The organism is uncultured Sulfitobacter sp. (assembly GCF_947500075.1).
Taxonomy (GTDB): domain Bacteria; phylum Pseudomonadota; class Alphaproteobacteria; order Rhodobacterales; family Rhodobacteraceae; genus Sulfitobacter.
In genome coordinates this window covers 166,758-188,132 of record NZ_CANMQS010000007.1, presented here as the reverse complement: position 1 = coordinate 188,132, position 21,375 = coordinate 166,758, and the positions used below count along the sequence as shown (strand labels likewise).

The 21,375-nt window shown below is 61.1% G+C and carries 16 protein-coding genes; 5 read left to right on the top strand and 11 right to left on the bottom strand.

Features of this window, described 5'->3' with window-relative positions:
* Positions 1–92: 92 nt before the first annotated feature.
* Positions 93–1,124: a fatty acid desaturase gene (locus Q1A91_RS19875; RefSeq protein WP_299881830.1), complete on the bottom strand. Its 1,032-nt coding sequence runs from the start codon at positions 1,122–1,124 to the stop codon at positions 93–95.
* Between the two features lie 204 nt (positions 1,125–1,328).
* Positions 1,329–5,147, bottom strand: coding sequence for a choice-of-anchor I family protein (locus Q1A91_RS19870; protein WP_299881828.1), 3,819 nt, complete (start codon positions 5,145–5,147; stop codon positions 1,329–1,331).
* A gap of 416 nt (positions 5,148–5,563) precedes the next feature.
* On the opposite strand from Q1A91_RS19870, the gene Q1A91_RS19865 reads away from it, so the two are divergent.
* Positions 5,564–6,658 carry an alpha-hydroxy acid oxidase gene (locus Q1A91_RS19865; protein WP_299881953.1) on the top strand — a complete coding sequence of 365 codons (1,095 nt, stop codon included), beginning with the start codon at positions 5,564–5,566 and terminating at the stop codon, positions 6,656–6,658.
* A 48-nt stretch (positions 6,659–6,706) separates the two neighbouring features.
* Here the strand turns inward: Q1A91_RS19865 and Q1A91_RS19860 are convergent, their stop codons facing one another.
* Genes Q1A91_RS19860 through Q1A91_RS19845 form a run of 4 tightly spaced genes read right to left on the bottom strand, consistent with a single transcriptional unit; the run spans position 6,707 to position 11,046 of the window.
* Positions 6,707–7,681 carry a D-glycerate dehydrogenase gene (locus Q1A91_RS19860; RefSeq protein WP_299881827.1) on the bottom strand — a complete coding sequence of 325 codons (975 nt, stop codon included), beginning with the start codon at positions 7,679–7,681 and terminating at the stop codon, positions 6,707–6,709.
* Positions 7,681–8,568: a succinate--CoA ligase subunit alpha gene (sucD, locus tag Q1A91_RS19855; RefSeq protein WP_299881825.1), complete on the bottom strand. Its 888-nt coding sequence runs from the start codon at positions 8,566–8,568 to the stop codon at positions 7,681–7,683. The genes Q1A91_RS19860 and sucD overlap by 1 nt, the downstream gene beginning before the upstream one ends.
* Positions 8,565–9,764 (bottom strand): malate--CoA ligase subunit beta, encoded by a 1,200-nt coding sequence (locus Q1A91_RS19850; RefSeq protein WP_299881823.1) that lies wholly within the window; start codon positions 9,762–9,764, stop codon positions 8,565–8,567. The genes sucD and Q1A91_RS19850 overlap by 4 nt, the downstream gene beginning before the upstream one ends.
* A 34-nt stretch (positions 9,765–9,798) precedes the next feature.
* Complete coding sequence (locus tag Q1A91_RS19845; protein ID WP_299881821.1) at positions 9,799–11,046, bottom strand: aminotransferase class V-fold PLP-dependent enzyme; 1,248 nt, start codon at positions 11,044–11,046, stop codon at positions 9,799–9,801.
* 207 nt (positions 11,047–11,253) lie between these two features.
* Here Q1A91_RS19845 and Q1A91_RS19840 point away from each other — a divergent pair, with 207 nt between their 5' ends.
* Both Q1A91_RS19840 and Q1A91_RS19835 read left to right on the top strand, forming a co-directional pair.
* Positions 11,254–11,919, top strand: coding sequence for a response regulator transcription factor (locus Q1A91_RS19840; RefSeq protein WP_299881818.1), 666 nt, complete (start codon positions 11,254–11,256; stop codon positions 11,917–11,919).
* An 80-nt stretch (positions 11,920–11,999) separates the two neighbouring features.
* On the top strand, positions 12,000–12,977 hold the full coding sequence (locus Q1A91_RS19835; protein ID WP_299881816.1) for a CoA ester lyase: 978 nt from the start codon (positions 12,000–12,002) through the stop codon (positions 12,975–12,977).
* A 47-nt stretch (positions 12,978–13,024) separates the two neighbouring features.
* Here the strand turns inward: Q1A91_RS19835 and Q1A91_RS19830 are convergent, their stop codons facing one another.
* On the bottom strand, positions 13,025–16,015 hold the full coding sequence (locus tag Q1A91_RS19830; RefSeq protein WP_299881951.1) for an ABC transporter transmembrane domain-containing protein: 2,991 nt from the start codon (positions 16,013–16,015) through the stop codon (positions 13,025–13,027).
* 186 nt (positions 16,016–16,201) lie between these two features.
* Here Q1A91_RS19830 and Q1A91_RS19825 point away from each other — a divergent pair, with 186 nt between their 5' ends.
* Positions 16,202–16,594, top strand: coding sequence for a DUF3307 domain-containing protein (locus Q1A91_RS19825; protein WP_299881814.1), 393 nt, complete (start codon positions 16,202–16,204; stop codon positions 16,592–16,594).
* Between the two features lie 100 nt (positions 16,595–16,694).
* Entirely contained in the window at positions 16,695–17,504 is an 810-nt protein-coding gene (locus Q1A91_RS19820; RefSeq protein ID WP_299881812.1) for a phytanoyl-CoA dioxygenase family protein, read from the top strand.
* Here the strand turns inward: Q1A91_RS19820 and Q1A91_RS19815 are convergent.
* The 4 genes from Q1A91_RS19815 to Q1A91_RS19800 are packed head-to-tail and all read right to left on the bottom strand — an operon-like array spanning position 17,501 to position 21,343.
* Entirely contained in the window at positions 17,501–18,514 is a 1,014-nt protein-coding gene (locus Q1A91_RS19815; RefSeq protein ID WP_299881810.1) for an ABC transporter ATP-binding protein, read from the bottom strand. The genes Q1A91_RS19820 and Q1A91_RS19815 overlap by 4 nt on opposite strands.
* Positions 18,511–19,494, bottom strand: coding sequence for an ABC transporter ATP-binding protein (locus tag Q1A91_RS19810; RefSeq protein ID WP_299881808.1), 984 nt, complete (start codon positions 19,492–19,494; stop codon positions 18,511–18,513). Before Q1A91_RS19810 ends, Q1A91_RS19815 begins: the two co-directional genes overlap by 4 nt.
* Positions 19,491–20,372: an ABC transporter permease gene (locus Q1A91_RS19805; RefSeq protein WP_299881806.1), complete on the bottom strand. Its 882-nt coding sequence runs from the start codon at positions 20,370–20,372 to the stop codon at positions 19,491–19,493. The genes Q1A91_RS19810 and Q1A91_RS19805 overlap by 4 nt, the downstream gene beginning before the upstream one ends.
* Positions 20,369–21,343, bottom strand: coding sequence for an ABC transporter permease (locus Q1A91_RS19800; protein WP_299881804.1), 975 nt, complete (start codon positions 21,341–21,343; stop codon positions 20,369–20,371). Before Q1A91_RS19800 ends, Q1A91_RS19805 begins: the two co-directional genes overlap by 4 nt.
* Positions 21,344–21,375: the final 32 nt, after the last annotated feature.

Genomic DNA, 21,375 nt, shown 5'->3' with positions numbered 1-21,375 from the left:
CAGGGCGGTGGTATGGTGGCTGCCCGGTGGATCTGGGGCAGCCGTGGCAGGCATCGGGTGGAGAAGGGGTGCGCCTCTCTGCGTGCGTGGGGTTAGCCGAGGGCTTTGGCTTGTGAGAATGACAGCAGGGTTTTGCTCTCTTCGTCCCACAGATGCAGGCGCGCGTTGGCGAGGCTTTCGCGGATGGTCATGCGGTTGCCGGTTGCCAGCACTTCGTGGTCGCGCAGCACTTCGGGCAGGCGGTAGAACGGGATGCGGCTGTAGAGGTGGTGGACGTGGTGAATGCCGATGTTGGCGCTGAACCATTGCAGCGTTGACGGCAGCACATAATGCGAGCTGCCATGCAGGGCCGCTTCATGCAGGTCCCAGTCCGGGTCGTTTTCCCAATGGGTGGCTTCGAACTGGTGCTGGACGTAGAACAGCCAGACCCCTGCGGTGGCGGCAAGGATGGTCGAGGGCAGGAAGATCAGCAGGATCGGCATCACCCCCCCAAAGTAGAGGATCACGGACAAGGCCACCAGAATGGCGGCATTCGTGCACATGGCACTGACCCAATAGCGCGCCTTTGCCATCATGCCGAGGGGCAGGCGGTTTTGCAGGAAGAACAGATACCCCGGCCCAAGTCCAAAAAGCACAATCGGGTGCCGGTAGGCCCGGTATTGCAGCCGTCTGAGCGGCCCAAGCGCGCGGTATTCCGCAACCGTCAGGGTATGCACATCACCGATGCCCCGCCGTCCCAGGTGCCCGGCAGAACTGTGGTGGATGGAATGCGAGCGCCGCCAGACGTCATAAGGCGTGAGGGTCAGCACGCCCAGCCCCCGGCCGAGCCAATCGCTGACGGTGCGGTTGTTGAAGAACGCGCCATGGCCGCAGTCGTGCTGGATCGCGAAAAGGCGCAACAGGAACGCGGCATTCAGCAGCGATATCGCAAAGGCGAGCCAGCCGCTGATGGACAGGGACCACCAGGCCAGCGCCCAAAGCGCCACGAAGGGAACAATCGTCAATGCCAATTCCACAGAACTGCGCCCGATACTTGGTTCACGGTATTCCGAGAGGGTCTTGACCCAGTCACGGGCGTTGCGTTTGCCGTGGTCTGGCCGGATCGGTCCTGTTGTTTGCTGCATTTGCCTGCTTCTTATCGTTGTCTGCAAAAGTGATAAACGAATGCGCGGATGGGGCAACGTTTAACGCCAATCCTCTGCGGAAAATCCTAACAAATTGCGGTGATGGGGCAGGAAAGACGACATGTGCAGGTCAATTTCCGGCGCGCGGCCAACAGAAGCGTCGGCCGGAACAGGTTCGCCCGACGCGATTGTGCTGTGGGAAATTCAGACGAAAACGAAGTCGTCGTCGAAAACACCGCTCAGCACAACGGTGCCTTCGGTGTCACCTTCGACAGTGATTTCCATCCCGAAGAAGGTGCGCGTGACGCTGACATCTGCCGGGTCCACACCGCCGAAATCAAGCGTGTCGCGGTGGATCTGGAAATCCATGATCACATCATTGCCAAAACTGCCGTCAAAGACAAAGACGTCCGCGCCGCCGCCGCCCGCAAGCCGGTCATCGCCTGCACCCCCCGTCAGCCTGTCCGCGCCACGGTTGCCAAAGAGCTGATCGTCGCCCGCGCCGCCGTCGATGATGTCCCGTCCGGCGCCGCCGAACATCGAATCGTCGCCGTCACCGCCGTTCATCACGTCGCGCCCGGCGTTGCCAAAGATGTAGTCATCCCCCTCATTGCCGTTAAGCGTGTCACGCCCCCCCAGCCCGAGGATGGAATCGTCCCCGCTGCCCCCTTCCAGAACGTCGCGGCCTCCCCTGCCGACCAGCAGCATGTCGGGGTCCGCCCCGAGCAGGAAGGTGGCCACAATGGGCTCGTGGTCAGAGGCGTTGTCGCTGAAGTCCACGTTCAGGTGCACCACGTCCACTTCCACCTCTTCCAGCAATCCTTCGGTGACAAAGATATGGTCGAGCGACTGGTTGTTGCCCTGGAAGTTGAAGGTATAGGCCTCATCCCCTTCCATTTCCTGGATCAGGTTGGTCAGCACCTTTTCCTCTCCCACACCCGGCAGGTCTTCGGCCAACTCGTCCGTGAACTCAAAGGTGTTCAGATCGCCCAGGACGGACACATTGGCGTCAGGGTCATCGGCAAGCAGGGCATCGACCACTTCGTTCAGGGTCAGCGCCTGCTGTTCGCGTTCCGCTTCGCCGGCCTGCACGAAAGGCTGCACCGCGCCAAAGACGGGGGTGGAGCCGAAGCGGGAAGAGAAGTGGTTGTTGATCAGCGTGATGTCTTCGCCTTCGAAAGTGAAAGTGCCCAGCAGCGGATCGCGGGTGCCGTCGAAGGCATTGGGGTTGGTCACACCGAATTCAGCCAGTTTGTCGGACTCCAGCGTTGTGACCTCTTTCATCTCCACGCGGTCAGCGTTGTAGAGGAAGGCGTTGCGGATGTTGCCGCCCGGCACGCCGCCGTTTTCGCCGTCTTCATCGACAATGGCGCTGACGAAGCTGTAGGTCGGACCGCCTGCCGCTTCGATCGCATCGACAAGCGCCTGAAGGGTTTCATCCGCATCCAGCGTGCCGTCATCCGCCACGCCGCTGTTGTCCTGAATCTCCTGAAGTGCGAGGATATCCGGGGCGCCGAGGTTATTGGCGATCTGCTGGCCGAGTTCCGCAATTTGATCTGCGTCGCCGTCCGCTTCGGCGGAAGTGACGTTGAAGACGTTGTAGGTGGCCACCGACAGTCGGTCTTCTGAGCCGGAGAGCGCGGTGGTCTCCCGGTCGTTGGTGGTGGGGGCTTCAATGCCAAAGACCTCCGTCACGCGGACTTCGTAGTTGCCAAAGCCGTAGTCGACCACGCCGGTGATGTTGCTGAGGAAATCGCCGACAAACATGTCGAATTGCTCAAAACCCTCGGGCAGCAGATCGGGGTCGTATTGGATCTGGATCTTTTCGGGGTTGAGATCCCCGGTGCCCTCGGCGTTGGCGTTGATCGTCAGCCCACCCCGATCATTCAGCCCGCCCGTGGGGGAGGTCACGCCCGCGCCGTCATCGGCCACCACCCATGTTTCGCCAAAGCGGTTGGTGGCGGAAACGGCGGTGGGGGCATCCACTGCGACCAGCATGCCTTCAAGGCTTTCGAAGAAGTCGATGCCATCTGTTTCGGGGTTAAAGGTGCCGGGGTCGTCTTGCAGGTTCACGGGCAGTTCGCTGTCAGAAATCACCACATCTGTGGGCGGGGTCCGGCCTGCGCCGCCCAGCAGGACGGCCTGAGGCAGGGCATTGCCGCTGCTCAGCACCTCGATTGTGGCACTGCTGATCTGGGTGGTTGAGAGGTTGCCGCTGCTGGCGCCGCCGGGGATGAATTCGCCCACAGTGCCTTGAATGTCGATGGCGTCACCGATGCTGACCACATCGGTATTGCCAAAGCCGGTGAAGACAAAGATCGCGTCAGAGGTTGCGTCATCACCGTCGCCTTCGGGATCCTGCATGTAGAAGCCTGCGCCATCAATGGCGGTGACGATGCCATTTGTGCGCACGTCCTGTCCTTCGTAGGCAGAGAGATGGCCCGCGCCTTGGATCTCCCCGATGCTGAGTTCTGGCACCGCTGCTTGCAGATCGTAGACGATGGTGGTGCCTGAAATCTCGTATGCCACGGCGATCTGCGCCTGACCGGAGGTGCTGTCTTCTGCGGGGATGAATGCAATGGTTTCGGGGCCTTGGCGGGCCACGTCGCCCTCTTCTGTACCTTCAACAAAGGCAGGTGGAATGTAGTTCACGAAATGCGCATTTGCCGGATCGCTGATGTCATAGATCATCACGCCGCTGTCGCGCTCCAGCCCGATGAAGGCCATGGTGCTGCCGCCGACTTCGCCGACAACGATGGCCTCCGGCTCCGGACCTTTGGCGTCTGATCTGTCCTCTCCATCATCGCCGTCGTCATCATTGAAACGCTCAGGGGCGAGGTTGGCGATGATCTGTTCGAACTCCGGGCCGGAATCGAAGATCAGATTGCCGTCGTCATCGAAGATGGAGAACGAGCGGGAGGAGAAAGTGTGCAGCACGTCAATGTCGCCGTCCCCGTCCGTATCGCCATCGGTGGTGGAGACTTCGAGCCGCTCCAGCCCGGTTGGATCGACACTTTCATCGAGGTCGCCGATCAGGTCGTCCACGCGGTCTTCGTCAAAATCGCGGCTGTCACCTTCGTTTGCGGTGGCGATGTAGGTCTGGCCGTCAATCTCAAAGCTGGCGATGGCGTCTGCCATGCGAAATCCCACCAGATTGTCGAAATGGCGGATGTCGATTTCGCCATTGTCATTGGGGTCGAGCATGCTGTCGGTGCTGAAATCCACCGTGCCGAGGGAGAACACCTCAGCCACAGTGCCGGTGGCCAGATCGATCTTGGCGATGGCATTGTTTTCCTGAAGCGACACGAAAGCGGTGGTGCCATCCGGGCTGACGGCGATGTATTCCGGCTCTGCGTCCTCGCCAAAGCTGGTGCCGTCCTGAATGCGAACGCCCGCTGCGCGCAGCGCGTCTTCGGTGCCGTCAAACCCGGTGAAATCGAGGATCGTGGCAACGGGTGTTTCGGGATCGGTCACGTCGATCAGGGCGACGGTGCCCAGCGGGTTATCCTCGTGATCGCTGTCGTCGTTTTTCTCCCCTTCGCCCGCGACCAGCAGGGTGGTGCCATCGGCGTTGAAAGTCACGGCATCGGGCAGGTTGCCCACATCCACGCGCGACAACAGATCGCCGGTGGCGGCGTCAAAGAAGGCCACGAAACCGGGTTGGGATTGCTCAATCGTGCCGTCGATCACGGTCACGTCGGCGTTGGGGCGGGCGATGGCCGCAGCAACCACGCCATTCTTGACCGCCACGGATTGAACCCCGTCATAACCATCGAGATCCCCAAGGGTGATGGACATCGAAAGGCTGTTGGTGGCGATGTCGAAGACGTCGATCTGATCCTCGGCGCCGTTGGTGACGTAAAGCTTGCCATCCTCATGCGCGACCACTTCGGAGGCCCCTTCGCCGCCCGCGCCGACAAACTCGGCAGCGATGGAGAAGGTCACTTCGGCGCTTGCGATGGGCACGTCCATGCCGTTTGCAGAGGCAGAGTGGATGTCAGTGGCAGGTATCGTTGAGGGCATATCGTCGTTCCTATGTGAATGTTCTATCCGTGGAATTCGCGCGGTGGAGAGCAGCCAGATTCATGAACATCCGACGTCGGACAAGTCGCCAACAGATCGATACACCGAGACCAAGCAGCACTGCTCCCCGGACAAAGTGCTAGGGACCGAAGGTAACAATTTTAAGTCAGCCTCGGCATCTTCTTGGCTTAATTGGCGGGTGCAATCGGGAAGATGTGGCGCAGGGGAAACCGGGTGAATTGGCGTGTTTGGGCGGCGGCGGGTCTATTGTGCGAGACACCTGTGCGATGTACTCAGCGGTCACGGGCATCACGGCGATGTGGCGAAGGGGAGTGACGGGCGTTGAGAACGAAGACGACTGGGCAGGGGCCAACGGCGCGGCGCGTAGAGGCTGGCCTGCCAGCGTGGGTGTCGGCATGAGCGCACAGGGCATCCATTCTGCTGAAGACGCGCGCAGGCTGGCCAAACGCCGGTTGCCGTGGATGGTGTTTGACTACATCGACGGCTCGGCTGGCCGGGAAACGGGGGCGGACAGGAACCGCGCGGCACTGGATGCGATGACGCTGCGGCCGCGTATCCTCAAGAATGTCAGCAACCGCTCCTTGACCACCACGTTGTTTGATGCCCCGGCGGAGCGGCCCTTTGGGATCGCGCCCATGGGCATGTGCAATCTGTCCTGGCCCGGCGCTGATCTGATGCTGGCGCGGCTGGCCGCGCGCCATAAGGTGCCGCATGGGGTGTCGACCGTTGCCTCCACGCCGCTGGAAAAGATCATCGAGGTGGCCGACGGCCATGCGTGGTTTCAGATTTACTTCAGCGGCGATGGCGCGGGCACCTTCAAGCTGGTCGATCGCGCGCGGCAGGCGGGGTACAAGACGCTGGTGCTGACCGTGGACGTGCCCGAAGTGGGCCGCCGCCCGCGCGAGTTGCGCCATGGGTTCAAGATGCCGTTCCGCATCGGCCCCAAGCAGTTCATTGATTTCGCGCTGCATCCGCAATGGTCCCTGACGAGCCTTTTTCACGGCAAGCCGCAGATGGCGAATTTTGACATGCCGGGATACGATTTTGACCGCACCGAAAGCCGCGCGGCGGCGGATTGGGACACGCTGACCCGCATGCGGGAGGCCTGGCCGGGCAAATTGGTGGTCAAGGGCGTGCTGGATGCAGAAGACGCGAAGATGCTGAAAGACAGGGGCGTTGATGCGATTCAGGTCTCAAGCCACGGGGCGCGGCAGCTGGAAAGCGCGCCGTCGCCGTTTGGCGTCCTGCCGGAGATCCGGGACGCTGTCGGCCCGGATTTCCCGCTGTTTTTCGACAGTGGCCTGCGGTCAGGCGAAGATGTGTTGAAGGTGCTGAGCAGTGGCGCGGATTTCGCCTTTTTCGGGCGCATCCTGCAATTCGCCATCGCGGCAGGCGGAGAGGCCGGGTTGAACGCGCTGTGGGATGTGTTGAGCGATGAGCTGAGCATCGCGATGGCGCAATGCGGGATCACCGATCTGAGTACGCTATAGAAAAAGGGGGCGCTTTGGCCCCCTTCTGTTTCGCTATGGAGGCTCCGATCAGGCGACAAGGTCGCGGGGGGCGGCACCTTCGAAGAAGTCGTTGAGGTTGTCGAGGACCCGGAACCCCATCGCCTCACGCGCTTCCCGTGTGGCGCTGCCAAGGTGGGGCAGCATCACCAGATTGTCGCATTGGGCAAGCATCGGATTGATCCGGGGTTCGGCTTCGAACACGTCGAGCGCGGCACCGCCGATGGTGTCAAACATCAAGGCCTGCGCCAGTGCGCTTTCGTTCACGACCTCACCACGGGCGGTGTTGATCAGGAAGGCATCTTCTTTCATCAGATCGAGACGGGCTGAGTTGATCATGTTCCGGTTCTCCGCCCCGCCGGGGCAGTGGAGGGAGACGAAGTCGCACTGCGGCAGCAGGGTTTCAATCGTGTCGACCTGCCGTGCGTTGTATTGCGCCAGCACCGCCGGATCGACCGCAGAGCGGTTGTAGACGACGATATCCATCCCAAAGCCGAAATGCGCGCGCCGCGCCATCTGCTGGCCGATGCGGCCAAAGCCGATGATGCCCAGCGTTTTGCCCGACACTTTGGTGCCCACCAGATGCGTGGGCCGCCAGCCTGTCCAGTTGCCTGCGCGCAATTCACGTTCGCCGTCCCCCGCCCGGCGAGCGACCATCAGCATCAGCGTCATCGCCAGATCAGCGGTGCATTCGGACAGGACATCGGGCGTGTTGGTGATTGCGATCCCCCGCCGTGCGGCGGTGTCCACGTCGATGTGATTGAACCCCACGCCGTAGTTGGCAAGGATCTTGGTCTGGGCACGCGGCACATCCAGCGCTTCTGGCCCGATCTTGTCCGTCACGGTGGGCAGCACCGCGTCAAAGCGGCCAATCGCATCGCGGAAGTCCGACGGCGACAACGGGCGGTCAGAGCGGTTGAGTTCCACGTTGTAGGTTTCGGCCAGCTTTTGTTCAACAACAGCGGGCCAGCGGCGGGTCACAAGGATATTGGGTTTCACAGCCATCACGCGGCCTCCATCACTTTTGCAATTGTTTCGCCGATCACGGCGGGGTTTTCGGCCACGGTCACACCCGCAGCAGAGAGGATTTCAACTTTCTCAGACGCGCTTTCCCCAAAGGCGGAGATGATCGCGCCGGCGTGCCCCATCGTGCGGCCCTTCGGGGCGGTCAGACCAGCCACATAGGCGACGACGGGTTTGGAGATGTGGTCGCGGATATACTCCGCCGCTTCGGCTTCCTGCGGGCCGCCGATTTCACCAATCAAAGCGATGACATGGGTGTCAGGGTCCTGTTCAAACCGCTCCAGAATGTCGCGGAAAGAGGAGCCGTTGATCGGGTCCCCGCCGATGCCGACGGAGGTAGAGACCCCGATGCCGCGTTCCTTGAGCTGTGCCGCGGCCTCATAGCCCAGCGTGCCGGAGCGGCCCACGATACCCACATTACCTTGCAGGTAGATGTGACCCGGCATGATGCCCAGCATCGCTTTGCCGGGGCTGATGGTGCCTGCACAATTCGGCCCGGTCAGCACCATGCGGCGTTCCTTGGGGTAGCGGTACATGTAGCGTTTGACCCGGATCATGTCCTGCGCGGGAATGCCATCGGTGATGCAGACGCAATAGCGGATGCCCGCATCTGCGGCTTCCATGATGCTGTCGGCGGCAAAGGGGGGCGGCACGAAAACCAGCGAGGCTTCGGCGCCTGTCGCGGCAACGGCGTCCTCAACCGTGTCGAAGACGGGCACACCTTCAACCGTTTCACCGCCCTTGCCGGGCACCACGCCTCCCACGACATTGGTACCATAGGTCAGCATGTCCTTGGTGTGGAACCGGGCCATTTTGCCGGTAATGCCCTGCACGATGACTTTGGTGTCGCGCTCAATCAGAATGCTCATGATACGGCCCTCACGTTGGTGGCTTGCGCCAGATCGTTCTTCCACGCGCCCACGGCGCGTTCGGCGGCTTCGTTCAGGGTGGCGGCGCGGATGATCGGCAGGCCGGATTGAGCGAGGATCTTCTGGCCTTCTTCCACATTCGTGCCCGCAAGGCGCACGACAACGGGCACGTCCACATCAACGTCCTGCAACGCCTGCACCACCCCCTGGGCGACCCAGTCGCAGCGGTTGATGCCTGCAAAGATGTTCACCAGAATGGCCTGTACGTTCTTGTCCGACAGGACGAGGCGGAAGGCTTTGGCCACACGCTCAGGCGTGGCGCCGCCGCCGATGTCGAGGAAGTTCGCAGGCTCCCCCCCGGCGAGTTTGATGGTGTCCATCGTGGCCATCGCCAGACCCGCACCGTTCACGATGCAGCCGATGTTACCGTCAAGACCCACGTAGTTCAGGCCACGGTCCGCCGCGCGGCTTTCACGCGGATCTTCCTGGGACTTGTCGCGCAGCTCGCTGATCTGTGGATGGCGGAAGAGCGCGTTGTCATCAAAGGTCATTTTGGCGTCCAGCGCGATGACGCGGTTGTCTGTAGTCACCACAAGGGGATTGATCTCTACCATGGTGGCATCCAGTTCGGTGAACGCGCGGTAGCAGCCTTGCAGGGTGCGTACCATCTGCTGGACCAGCGACGCTTCGATCCCCAGTTTGAAGGCGATCTGACGGCACTGAAATTCGCGCAGGCCCACGGCGGGTTCGACGGTCGCACGCACGATGCTCTCGGGTTTGTCGGCCGAGATATCCTCAATCTCCATCCCGCCTTCTGCACTGGCGACAATCATCACCCGTTGCGATGTCCGGTCCAGTACGAAACCGAGGTAGATTTCCCGATCAATCGGCACAGCGGCCTCAACATAGACGCGGTAGATGCCTTTGCCTTCGGGGCCGGTTTGATGCGTGACCAGCTTCTGGCCGAACATCGCGTCGGTGGCATCATGGATCTCAACGTCGCTGGCGCAGACTTTGACACCGCCTGCCTTGCCGCGCCCACCGGCGTGGACCTGCGCCTTGACGACCCACCGCTCCCCGCCCAACTCGCGGGCGCGGTAGGCGGCCTGTTCGGGGCTATAGGCGAGCGCGCCGTCCGGCACGGCCACCCCGAAATTGGAGAGCACTTCCTTGGCTTGATATTCGTGAATGTCCATCTTCCCTCCTCCCAAAGGTATGACGTTGCGGGCGTTATTCGGCGGCGATGGCCCGGCGGTAATGACGATCCAGTGCGGCGGTCACGTCGGCCTGATCAAAGGTGACCCCAAGTGCGCGCATCGCATCGCCGAAGCGGGTGACGATATCGGTGATGGCGGCTTCGTTCAGCAGGTTCAGGATGCCGATGCGCACCTGCACGGGTTCGGACAGGGTGGGCCAGATGCCGAAATTCTGCGCGCGGCAATGCTGCACCAGTTCCATCTCGCGGCCTGCCATGTCTTCGGGCAGGTTGAGGACAATCAGCGATGTCATGTTGGAGGTCACGTCACAGCCCATCGCGGTGACAGCCTCCTTCAGCGCGGCTTCATGGAAAGCGTAATCCTTGGCGCGCTGGGCAACGGTCTGTTGCAGGGTGATGCGCAGCGCTTCGTGGAAGGCGGCAACGGCGTAGGCGCTGTGGGTGCGGTGATAGGTGCCGGTTGCCACGTCCTGACCGTCGATGATGCCCCAATGGCGCGCCTCAAGGATCGGGTGGTGCACAAAGGTGCGGGTGCCGGTCTGCTTGAGGGTGTCGATGTAGCGATCGGTGAAGGACACCGGTGCATAGGTCAGCGGCAGGCAGCAGATGCCTTTTTGCGGGCAGGAGGCCCAGCCGTGCACACCGGGGTAGTCGTCAATGCGGAAGTTTTCCACGCCGAGCGAGGAGACGGCATCGACCAGTCCCATTGCGCCATGCGCCTCGCAAGCATCGGAGAACCCTTGGATGTCATTCACCCGGCCTGAACCGGTTTCCCAATGCGCCATCGCGGCCCATTTTGGTTTGTGCGTGGCGAGCGCCTTGTCCACGATCTCGGCCGTGACGGACTGGCCATGGGGCACATTGATGATTGTCACGCTGGCGGGCTGCGGATCCATGGGGTTGGCGGCGAGTTCCTCAGCGGTGGCGGCTTTCATCCGGACGGTCAGCCCGTCGATGCCGGAGAACGTGCCATTGACGAACATCACGACACTGTCGCCGGGCATCACGGCGCTGAACATCACGTCCAGACCGCTCCACCCCGTCCCGGCGACGCCGTAGGTGTGGATGTTGTCGGTGCCCATGACCTCGCGCAGCATCTGCTTGCATTCGACCATGCCACGCAGGACATCCGGGTGCATGTGATCCGCTAAACCTGCACCTGCGAACCGCGCCAGCACGCGGGCATCGGTGTTGCCAGGTCCGGGACCGGCTGCGATGGTCTGGGGAATGTCGAGTTGTGGAAAGATGGATACGTTGGTCATGTGGGCTCCTCCTGTTCCTGCGGAAGACAACGGTCATTTCGCAGGGTTGAGAGGAACCATATGGGCGTGGACATTTACCACAACGCCCCTTACTCCTGCTTTTGGGTATCTATATGGGTGGGGATTTACCCACCCAAAGGTGTAAAAATACCATTGTATACCGTTTGTGAAGCCACCCAAATGGGTAGTAAATTGGAATAAGTAAATATGAATCAAAGTGTTAACGATTCTGGGGCGCCGATTGGGATTATGCTGGCGGACAGCAATCCGCTGGTTCTGTCGGCCCTGTCAGAGATTATTGACCGTGATCCGCGATTCTCTCTGGTGGCCACATCGGCCACGGCGGAAGGGTTTCTGGGCACGGTCATGCGGGTGCCGGTGCAGATTGGCGTGATTGACTGGAACCTGCCGGCGCTGGGCGGCGCGAAGCTGATCGAAGTGCTGCGCGATCAGGCCAATGCACCGCGGGTGGTGGTCTATGCCGAGGATACCGGCGATTTGCCGCGTCTCGCGATGACGGCAGGTGCGGCGGCCTTTGCCCCGCGATCCAGCGCGGCGGAGACGTTGCTGGAAACCTGCATGGACGTTGCGGCGGGAAAGATGGTGTTTCCCTTCCTCGATGTGCGGGAGTTGCAGTCAGATCCGATCCATCAATTGTCCCGCAAGGAACGGGTCATGCTGGAGGCGCTGTCAAAGGGGCTGACGAACCGCGAGCTGGCCAAAGAGCTGTCGATTTCGATCAACACGGTGAAGTTTCACCTGTCCAACCTCTTTGAAAAACTGTCGGTCAAAAACCGGGCGCAGGCCATCGCGTTTTACTACTCCTCCCGGCTGGCGCTTGAGCGGGATCAGGGCGACGGTATACCCAGATAGACCGAAACTCTCCTTGACATAATCGTTCATTCTCAACCTATCTGCCGCAATATTATTACTTGCTAGAAAGGCAGCAGATCATGTCATTCCACCCCGTCGAACAGGCCCCCGGCCGCCTGAACCGTTCTGAACTGGCCGTGCCCGGCAGTCAGCCAGAAATGTTTGAAAAGGCTGCGAAATCTGATGTTGATGTGATCTTTCTTGATCTTGAGGATGCGGTGGCGCCGGACGAGAAAGAACAGGCGCGCAAGAACATCATCAAGGCGCTGAATGAAATCGACTGGGGCACCAAATCCATGTCGATTCGGATCAACGGGCTGGACACACATTACATGTACCGTGACGTGGTTGACGTGGTGGAACAAGCGGGCGAGCGGCTTGATCTGATCATGGTACCCAAGGTCGGCACGGCGGCGGATGTCTATGCCGTCGACATGATGGTGACGCAGATCGAAGACGCCAAGGGCTACAAAAAACGCATCGGGTTCGAGCATATCATCGAGACCGCTTTGGGGATGCAGAACATCTCGGAAATTGCGGGCGCATCCAAGCGGAATGAAAGCCTGCATTTCGGTGTGGCGGATTATGCCGCCTCCACCCGCGCGCGCACCACGGTCATTGGCGGGGTGAATGAGAATTACGCCGTGCTGACCGACCCTGCTGCTGACGGCAGCCGGGACACCCATTGGGGCGACATGTGGCACTATGCGCTGGCCCGGATGGTGGTGGCCGCGCGTGCCAATGGTTTGCGTCCAATTGACGGGCCGTTTGGTGATTTTCAGGACCCTGAGGGGTACAAGGCAGCCGCGTATCGCGCCGCAGTGCTGGGATGTGAAGGTAAATGGGCCATCCACCCCAGCCAGATCGCGCTGGCAAACGAGGTGATGAGCCCGTCGGAAGCGGAGATCACCAAGGCAAAACGCATTCTGGAAGCCATGGCAGAAGCCGAAGCCGCAGGCAAAGGAGCGGTCAGCCTGGATGGACGGTTGATTGATTATGCGTCGATCCGTCAGGCCGAAGTGCTGGTGGAGAAAGCCAAGCAGATCGCGGGCGGGTAACGGGCGCATTATGCCAGCGCGCCGCCGTTGCGCGCGGTGCGCTGGTCCTAGTTCGTGACGTAGCCTGCAACCACTTGAAGCAGCTTGTAGGCGGTTGATGCGTCGTTCTCCACCACGGCGAGGAATTCTTCCGCGCCGATGCGCAGGCAGGTCAGTTCGGTCGCGGCTTTCATATCCAGCGCGCGCGGCACATTGCGGATGAGGCCAAGCTCCCCCACCAGTTTGCCGGACCCGATGGTGCCGATGAGGGTGTCTTCCCCCCCGCTCTGCGGGAGCAGCAGGTCTGCTTCGCCTTCCACCACCACATAGGCGCCGTCGCTGGGATCATCGTCCTTGTGAAAGACGTATTCCCCCGGTTTTGCCTTATACCAGCGCGCGCCAAACGCCAGCAGGCGCAGCTGTTTCCGATCAAGGCCCGAGAACAGATCGGTTTGTTCCAAGGTGGCCAGCTTGCGGGCCAGATCCGCGCCAACGCCGCCTTCTTCACCTGTGTCACTTTGTGCCGTGTCGCCCACGATGCGCCCCTGTTGCAGTTCAAAATGGGTGTCAAATCGGCTGATGTCCTCATGCGCGGTATTGAGGAAGATCAACGTGGTTTCCGGCAGCAGATCACGCAACTTGTCGAACAGCGCGCGCTGCGTGTCCGCATCATAGCTGGCCAGCACCGCATCCAGTATCAGAATGTCCGGCCGTTTGATGGAAGCGCGGCTGACCGCCAGCAATTCCGCATAAAGCGCAGGCAGGTTACTGCCGCCAAGGGTGATCGGCATGTCAAAGATCAGCCCTGGCACAAGCCTGTCGATCCCCTTTTCGATCAGCAGGTTGGCCGCAACACGGCGGACTTCATCCCCTTTGGAACCCGCGCTTTCCGAGATTTTCCCATAGAGCGCGTTTTCAAGAACCGACAGGCCCGGCACGCATTCATCCGCGCGCAAGAGGGCAAAGAGGTCATCCATCCGTTCCTGCAAAGCGTGCCCATGGTCGCGCCGCATGGACAGCACCCGCGTCTTCATATTCTCAGGGAAAGCCGCCCCGATCCGCTCGGCCGATATGACAAAGGGGACGGCGATCAGATGGGCCTCTTCCTGAGATGAAAGCGGCAGATCCTTGCGTTTCTTCGCGACCAGATCGACCCCTTTCTCATAGCTCTCCGCTTCCAGCCCCAGATTGCGGAACAGCGGGTGATCGGTGCCGTCCATGCCGAAAATCTGGCGCAGCAGGTCGATCATGTCGACGGCCAGTTGCAGCAGGTCCTGTTCCAGATTGAATTCGACAAGAAGCTGCATGAAGTGCGGATGCCCTGACAGCAGGTCAACCGTGATCGGCACACGCGGCGTGGCAAACATCAGGTTGTCGCCCACGGGCAGGGCCGGGTTATACGCATCTTCATCAAAGAAATGGACGTATTGCGACAACGCCGCGTCCGAAAGGGTGGCGGCCAGTTCAGCGCGCAGATCAACCAGTTGCCGTGCCAGACGGGGATAGCTTTCGGGGCTGAAACGCTGATCCAACCCGCGCCGGAACAGCGCGTTGCCACGGCCCATGCCTTCTACCAGCCCCAGCCACCAGTCGCGCAGTTCCAGCGTGCTTTCCATGCGGGCCAGAGAGGGGTCAATCCATTCCGCTGTAACGGGATCAAGGCTGTTGCCGGATCCGGCGGCCTCTTTCATGAGCCGGGGATCGCCTTGGTCATTTTGTGGCGCATGTTTCAGCGGCATCAGGACGTTGTCGCCAAAGCTGCCCATGAACATCACAGGTCGGGAGGTCGCATGCCCGATTCGGGCCGAGATCACGCCTTGGTGCAGTTCCGCCAGATCGAGCCCGCTCAACATCACTTTCCCGCTGGCGGGCGGGATTTCGCGGATCAGCAGTTCGGCAAAAGCGCGGCGGTCTTCGTCTTTGGGGGCGGTGATGCCGATGGTCGTGCCCGCGCGCAACGTAGTGTTCAGGTCTTCCAGAACGGGGTTGCCGTCTTCATCACGTACCGTGACGCCTGCCAGTTCGATGTCACCGTTCAGGGCAGGGATGGCGTCAGGCTCCCCGTCGAACAGCTGGGCTTCAACCATGCCCTTGGGCGCGAAGCGTTCCATGATCGTGTCCCAGCGCAGCGACATGTCCTGCGTCTGGTTGTAGTATGCCAGCAGTTCTTTCCACGGGCTGGACAGATCCTTGTAGGCGGCCAATGCGGCCACCAGCGCGCCGACGGTGATCTCCCCCTTGATCGTCAGGTAGCCCCCGATGGAATAGAAAAAGAATGGCGTCAGCTGTGTGATGAAGTTGTTGATAAACTTCATGAAGAACTTCTTCTGGAAGATATCAAACCGGATGAAATAAAGATGCCCCAACCGGTCGGAAATCATCGCCATCCGGTAGCGGACGCCCCCATTGGTGCGCAGGGACGCCGCCCCGACCGAGCCTTCCCCGATCTCCGCTGCCAGCGCGCGCACCTGTTGCACGCGTTTCTTGTTCAAGAGGTTGATGCGCCTTTGCAGACGGGGGATCAGCCAAGCCTGCAACGGGATCAGCGCGCAGGCGGCAAGGCCGAAGGTGATGGATTGGAAAAACAGAAACCCCAGAATGGTCAGCATCTGCCCTGCCTGAAGCACCGGTTGGGCCAGCGCATCTCCCATCAAACCGCCCATCGGTTCAGATTCGGAGGTGACCATCGACACCAGTTCCCCTTGCGAGGTCCGTTCAAAATAGGGGGCGGGGAAGCGCAAAATGCGGGCGATCAACGTATAGCGCAGGCGCCGCAACAGCCGTTCGGCCAGCACACCTTTCATCGTGTTGATGCGCATTTTCATGATGCCGTGGACAAAAACCGACAGCAGAAACAGCCCGCACAAAAGGCCCAGGAACATGATCTGCGACATCTGAACGCCGTAGACATCCACCACCGGAGAGCCCGCCCCAATGGCGTCATTGATGATCCGCTTGGGCAGTTCAAGCGTCAGATAAAGCAATGGAAACAATGTGATCGTGACAAGCAGCAGGATCAGTTGGTCACGTTTGGAGTATTTCCAGATGAATGCAAAAATCGAGCGTTCTATGGTGGCAGTCCAATTCGGATAAACTGCAGTGTCCCCCGCGGGCTCTGCAACGGCGTTGGGACAGGGTAGCAAGGAAAGGGCGACAGAACCAAGTGCTTTGGTCTTAACCACAGGAATGTTGCTGCGCGGGGCAGGGCGCACTAGGCTGGTGGTGTAACTGCGTGGAGTGTGTGTTTGTTCGACGTTTTAAATGATGTGCTGATCCTGCTGGTCCTGCTGCAGGTGAAACATATGTTAGCGGATTTCTATCTGCAGACCCCGCGCATGTTGGACGGACGCGGTCGGTATGTGCATCTGGGCCGCGCCCAGCATGCGGGCATCCACGCAGTCGGCTCGGCTTTGGCGTTTTTCGTGATGGGAGCGCTGTCGGGCGTTGTCTTGTGGATTGTTCTGGCTGAATGGCTGGTGCACTACCACATCGATTGGGGCAAAGGCCGGTATTCTGATATCAAGGCCCATACACCTGCTGATGCGGGATACTGGCGGGCGTTTGGTTTCGATCAGACATTGCACCAGCTGACCTATGTGGCCATGGTCTGGGCATGGGCTGCATACGGCCTGAGCTAGATCCTGAAGGCGTCTGGCCCCCCGGTGCGGGACCTCGTGTAGACATGGCGGGTGGTCACCCGCTAGGCTGGGTCACAGCCTTTGCAGGAGGAGCCGACCGATGCACTACGCCCCTATCCGCGCGATCACTCAGGATGAAATAGACACATTCGACCGCGACGGTGTGGTGTGTCTGCGCCAGTTCTTTGATGCCAAAACAATCGGCCTCCTGCGCGACATGGCTGAGGAAAACACCCGCAACCCCAGCCCCATGGCCGTGGATGCCTCCCGCGAAGGCACGGGACGGTTTTTTGGTGATACCTTTGTCTGGGCTCATCATCCGCCGTTGAAAGAGTTCGTCTGGCACTCTCCCGCGGCTGATATGGCCAGCGCCGTCTTGCAGTCAGAGAAGATCAACGTGATCTTCGATCAGTTCCTGATCAAGGATCCTGGCACTTCAACGCCGACGCTTTGGCACCATGACCAGACCTATTGGCCAGTGGCGGGCGATCAGGTGGCGACGATGTGGATCGCGCTTGATCCGGTCACCAACGCGACGGGCGCGGTTGAGTACATCAAGGGCTCCCACAAGTGGGGCCAGCGGTTCAAGGCGGTCTCTTTCAAGGACAAGGACCTTTACAAGGAAGACCTGCCTGAGGTGCCTGATATTGATGCCAACCGCGATCAATATGAGTTCGCGCAATATGAGATGGAGCCGGGCGATTGCACGCTGCACCATGGTTTGACGGTGCATGGCGCGCCGGGGAATTCCAGCCTCACGCAGAAGCGCCGGGCGTATATCATCCGGTGGGCGGGGGCGGATGCGACCTATGACCCGCGTCCCAACCTGCAACCGATGCTGCGCGATCCGGGCATTCAGCCCGGCGACCCGCTGGATTGCGATCTGTTCCCGGTGGTGCGGGGCGGTTAGCCAGCTTTGTTTGTGGCCATTTGCTGCGCATAATGATGGCAGGCCACGGCGCGCAGGTCTGACACGCTTTGCGTCAGGGGTTGCGTGGTTTTGCACGTCGGCCCGGCGAGCGGGCAGCGGGGGTGGTAGTAGCAACCAGAGGGGGGCGAGAGGGGCGAGGGGACTTCGCCTTCGATGGTGTCGAAGCGCACCAGTTCATCCGCATCGACAACAAGTTTGGGCACACTGCCAAAGAGCGCGGCCGTATAGGGGTGGGCGGGGGTGCCGAAGACGTCTGCAACCGGCCCCAGTTCAACGATGCGACCCAGATACATCACGGCGACCCGGTCGCTGACGTGCTGCACGACGGACAGGTCGTGGCTGATGAACACGCAGGTCAGGTTCAGATCGCGGGTGAGTTCCAGAAAGAGGTTGATGATCTGCGCCTGGATGGAGACATCGAGCGAGGCGACAGGTTCATCGCAGATCAGCACATCGGGCTGCATGGCCAGCGCACGGGCAATCGCGATCCGCTGGCGCTGCCCGCCGGAAAACTGGTGGGGGTAGCGGTCGACCCAGACCGGATCCAGCCCGACACGTTCGAACCATGTGGCAACGTAGTGTCGGGCGTCTGACCGGGTGGTCAGCCCGTGGGCGATGGGGCCTTCGGAGACCGTGTCACCCACCTTCATACGCGGATCAAGGCTGGCGAACGGGTCCTGAAAGACGGTTTGCACACGGGTGGTGACCTTGGTGCCGTTCTCCATCACCGGGGCGCCGTCGATGGCGACGGTGCCGGAGGTGGGCGGCAGAATGCCTGCGATGACCCGCCCCAGCGTGGATTTCCCACAACCGGATTCGCCAACCAGACCCAGCGTTTCGCCTTTGCGGACGCAGAGTGTGACATCGGACACCGCGCGGACGGAGCGCGTCTCCACCTTGCTGCCCAGCTTGGCGGCGATCTTTTCGCCGGTGGTCAGTTTCGGGCCGAAGACCTTGCTGACATCGTTGATCTTGAGAAAGTCGCTCATGCCGTGGCCCCTTCCGGCAGACCACCCGGATGGAAGCAGCGCCAGCCGCGGTCGTCATCAAGCGTCATCTGTGGATCGGTGCTGCATCTGTCTGTCGCTTCAGTGCAGCGCGGCGCGAACGGGCAGCCGGGGGGAAGGGACAGGAGCGACGGCGTGGTGCCGGGGATCTGGGTGAGCGGTGTGCCGGGTTTCGCCATCGCGGGCAGCGACGCGATGAGGCCTGCGGTATAGGGGTGTCGCGGGTCGCGCAACAGCGTGGCCGTTGGCCCCTGTTCCACAATGCGGCCTGCATACATGACCGCGAGCTTGCTGGCGAGGCTGGAGACCACGGCAAGGTCATGGCTGATCCAGATCATCGCGGTCCCCGTCTCAGCCGCCAGATCGCGCATCTGGTAGAGAATTTGCGCCTGGATCGAGACATCAAGCGCAGTCGTTGGTTCATCGGCAACAATCACCGCAGGACGGTGCAGGAGCGCGATGGCAATCGCCACACGCTGCCGCATCCCACCGGAGAATTCATGCGGATAGGCGCGCAGACGAGCGGCGGCAGAAGGAATGCCGACCTGTTCGAGCAGTTCAGCGGAACGTGCCAGCGCCGCACGGGTGCTCAACCGTTCGTGGGCATCCAGCGCCAGCTTCATCTGCTGACCGATGGTCAGCATCGGGTTCAGCGTGGCGATGGGGTCCTGGAAGATCATCGAAATCTCCCGCCCCCGCCGGTCGCGCAGATCGGTGTTGGAGAGCGTGGTGAGTTCGGTTCCGTTGAGTTTGACCGATCCCTCCACAATCCGCCCCGGTGCATCCACCAGCCCCAGAAGGGAAAAGCCCGTGACGGTCTTGCCCGATCCGCTTTCGCCGACAAGGCCCATGATCTCTCCCTTAGCGAGATCGAAGGAGACGCCGTCGACGGCTTTCACCACACCTGCACGGGTGAAGAAATGGGTGGTCAGGTTGGTGACGCTGAGGACCGGATTGCTCATTTCCGCAGCCTCGGGTTGAACTGGTCGCGGACCTGATCGCCGACGATGTTGATGGCCACAATGAGGATGATCAGGGCCACACCGGGGTAGACGGAAATCCAGTAGCGGCCGCTCATCATATAGGGAAACCCGTTTGAGATGAGCATGCCGAGGGAGGGTTCCGTCACCGGCAGGCCGAGGCCGAGGAAGCTGAGGGTCGCTTCCAGAGAGATCGAATTGGCGATTTGCACCGTGGCCACCACAATGAGCGGCGGCGTGCAGTTGGGCAGCATGTGCCGCCAGACCACCAGCCGCGCGCTGAGCGGGGTGGCAAGTGCTGCTTCGATGTAATCCTTGCCGCGTTCGGCCTTGGCCGCCCCATAGGCCGTGCGCGCGAAATAGGCGTATTGCGCGGCAACCAGTGCGCCAATCAGCTGCGCCTTGCCTTGCCCCAGCAGGGCGACAATAACGAGCGCCAGCAGGATCGCAGGGAAGGACAGTTGCAGGTCGACCATGCGCATGATCAGCGCCTCGACCCGCCCGCCGACATAAGCGGCGAGGATGCCGAGCGTGGTGCCGATGGTGAGCGACACAAACCCTGCCGCCAGCCCGATCTGGATGGAGATGCGCAGGCCGTAGAAGATTGCCGACAGCAGGTCACGGCCCTGCGGGTCGGTGCCCAGAATATGTGTATACCCACCGGAGCCGACAAAGCCCGGCGGGCGGCGCGAATCCATCAGCGACAGGTTCGCCAGATCATAGGGGTTCTGCGGGGAGACGACGGAGGCAAAAAGCGCCAGCAGGATCATCAGCGCCACGACGACCAGCGCCACAACGGCAATCCGGTTCTCCCGAAACTCAACCCAGAAGCGGCGCAGCGGTGTATTGGTATCGCTCATGCAGAGGCCCCATGGCGCACGCGTGGGTCAATAAGGGCAAAGGTCAGGTCAATCACGAAGTTGATGGTGACAAACAGGAAGGCCACAAGGATCAAGTAGGCGACCATCACGGGCCGGTCGAGCACGGCAATGCTGTCGATGATCAGCTTGCCGACCCCGGGCCAGGAGAAGATCGTCTCGGTCACCACCGCAAAGGCGAGGGTGGAGCCGAGTTCCAGACCAAAGACGGTGATGATGGGGATGGAGATGAGCTTCAGCAGGTGGCGGCGCAGGATCGTGGCCTCCGACAGTCCCGCGGCGCGGGCGAATTTGATGGTGTCGGTCAGCATGATCTCCCGCGTGCCTGCGCGGGCAAGGCGGATCATCATCGCCAGTTTGAATAGCGCCAGATTCACGGCAGGCAGGACAATGTGCGACAGCCCGTCGAGGGTGGGGAAGGACCAGGGCACGCCCCAGATCTCAACCGTGTCGCCGCGGCCCCCGGCGGGCAGCCAGCCGAGGTTGACCGCGAAGGCGAGGATCAGGATCAGGCCCACCCAGAACGACGGCACGGAAAAGCCCAGCACAGAAACCGCCATGATGGTCTTGGAAATCCAGCTGTCAGGGCGGTAGCCTGCGTAGATGCCAAGGCTGACGCCCAGCACAGTGGCAGAGATGACGGAGATCAGGACCAGTTCGAGCGTCGCAGGCAACCGCCCGCCGATCAGTTCCAGCACCGGCATGTTGTAGACGAAGGACCGCCCCAGATCGCCCTGCATGAGGTTGGTGATGAAGATGAAATACTGCTCATACAGTGGCCGGTCGAGGCCAAGCCGCCGGATCGCTTCTTCGCGGATATCCTGCGTGGCATCGGGGGGGATCACGATGTCGATGGGATTGCCGATGGCATAGACGCCAAAGAACACGATGACCGACATCACAGCCATCACCACAACGGCCTGCATGAAACGCTGGATGATGAAGCCGAGCATCAGCTCTCCCTTTGGGCAAAGCAAGGGCCGGG

Bases quoted from the DNA above. Each gene is read 5' to 3' on its own strand.
- Q1A91_RS19875 (WP_299881830.1), bottom strand. From the start codon at position 1,124: ATGCAGCAAACAACAGGACCGATCCGGCCAGACCACGGCAAACGCAAC.
- Q1A91_RS19870 (WP_299881828.1), bottom strand. From the start codon at position 5,147: ATGCCCTCAACGATACCTGCCACTGACATCCACTCTGCCTCTGCAAAC.
- Q1A91_RS19865 (WP_299881953.1), top strand. From the start codon at position 5,564: ATGAGCGCACAGGGCATCCATTCTGCTGAAGACGCGCGCAGGCTGGCC.
- Q1A91_RS19860 (WP_299881827.1), bottom strand. From the start codon at position 7,681: ATGGCTGTGAAACCCAATATCCTTGTGACCCGCCGCTGGCCCGCTGTT.
- sucD (WP_299881825.1), bottom strand. From the start codon at position 8,568: ATGAGCATTCTGATTGAGCGCGACACCAAAGTCATCGTGCAGGGCATT.
- Q1A91_RS19850 (WP_299881823.1), bottom strand. From the start codon at position 9,764: ATGGACATTCACGAATATCAAGCCAAGGAAGTGCTCTCCAATTTCGGG.
- Q1A91_RS19845 (WP_299881821.1), bottom strand. From the start codon at position 11,046: ATGACCAACGTATCCATCTTTCCACAACTCGACATTCCCCAGACCATC.
- Q1A91_RS19840 (WP_299881818.1), top strand. From the start codon at position 11,254: ATGAATCAAAGTGTTAACGATTCTGGGGCGCCGATTGGGATTATGCTG.
- Q1A91_RS19835 (WP_299881816.1), top strand. From the start codon at position 12,000: ATGTCATTCCACCCCGTCGAACAGGCCCCCGGCCGCCTGAACCGTTCT.
- Q1A91_RS19820 (WP_299881812.1), top strand. From the start codon at position 16,695: ATGCACTACGCCCCTATCCGCGCGATCACTCAGGATGAAATAGACACA.
- Q1A91_RS19815 (WP_299881810.1), bottom strand. From the start codon at position 18,514: ATGAGCGACTTTCTCAAGATCAACGATGTCAGCAAGGTCTTCGGCCCG.
- Q1A91_RS19810 (WP_299881808.1), bottom strand. From the start codon at position 19,494: ATGAGCAATCCGGTCCTCAGCGTCACCAACCTGACCACCCATTTCTTC.
- Q1A91_RS19805 (WP_299881806.1), bottom strand. From the start codon at position 20,372: ATGAGCGATACCAATACACCGCTGCGCCGCTTCTGGGTTGAGTTTCGG.
- Q1A91_RS19800 (WP_299881804.1), bottom strand. From the start codon at position 21,343: ATGCTCGGCTTCATCATCCAGCGTTTCATGCAGGCCGTTGTGGTGATG.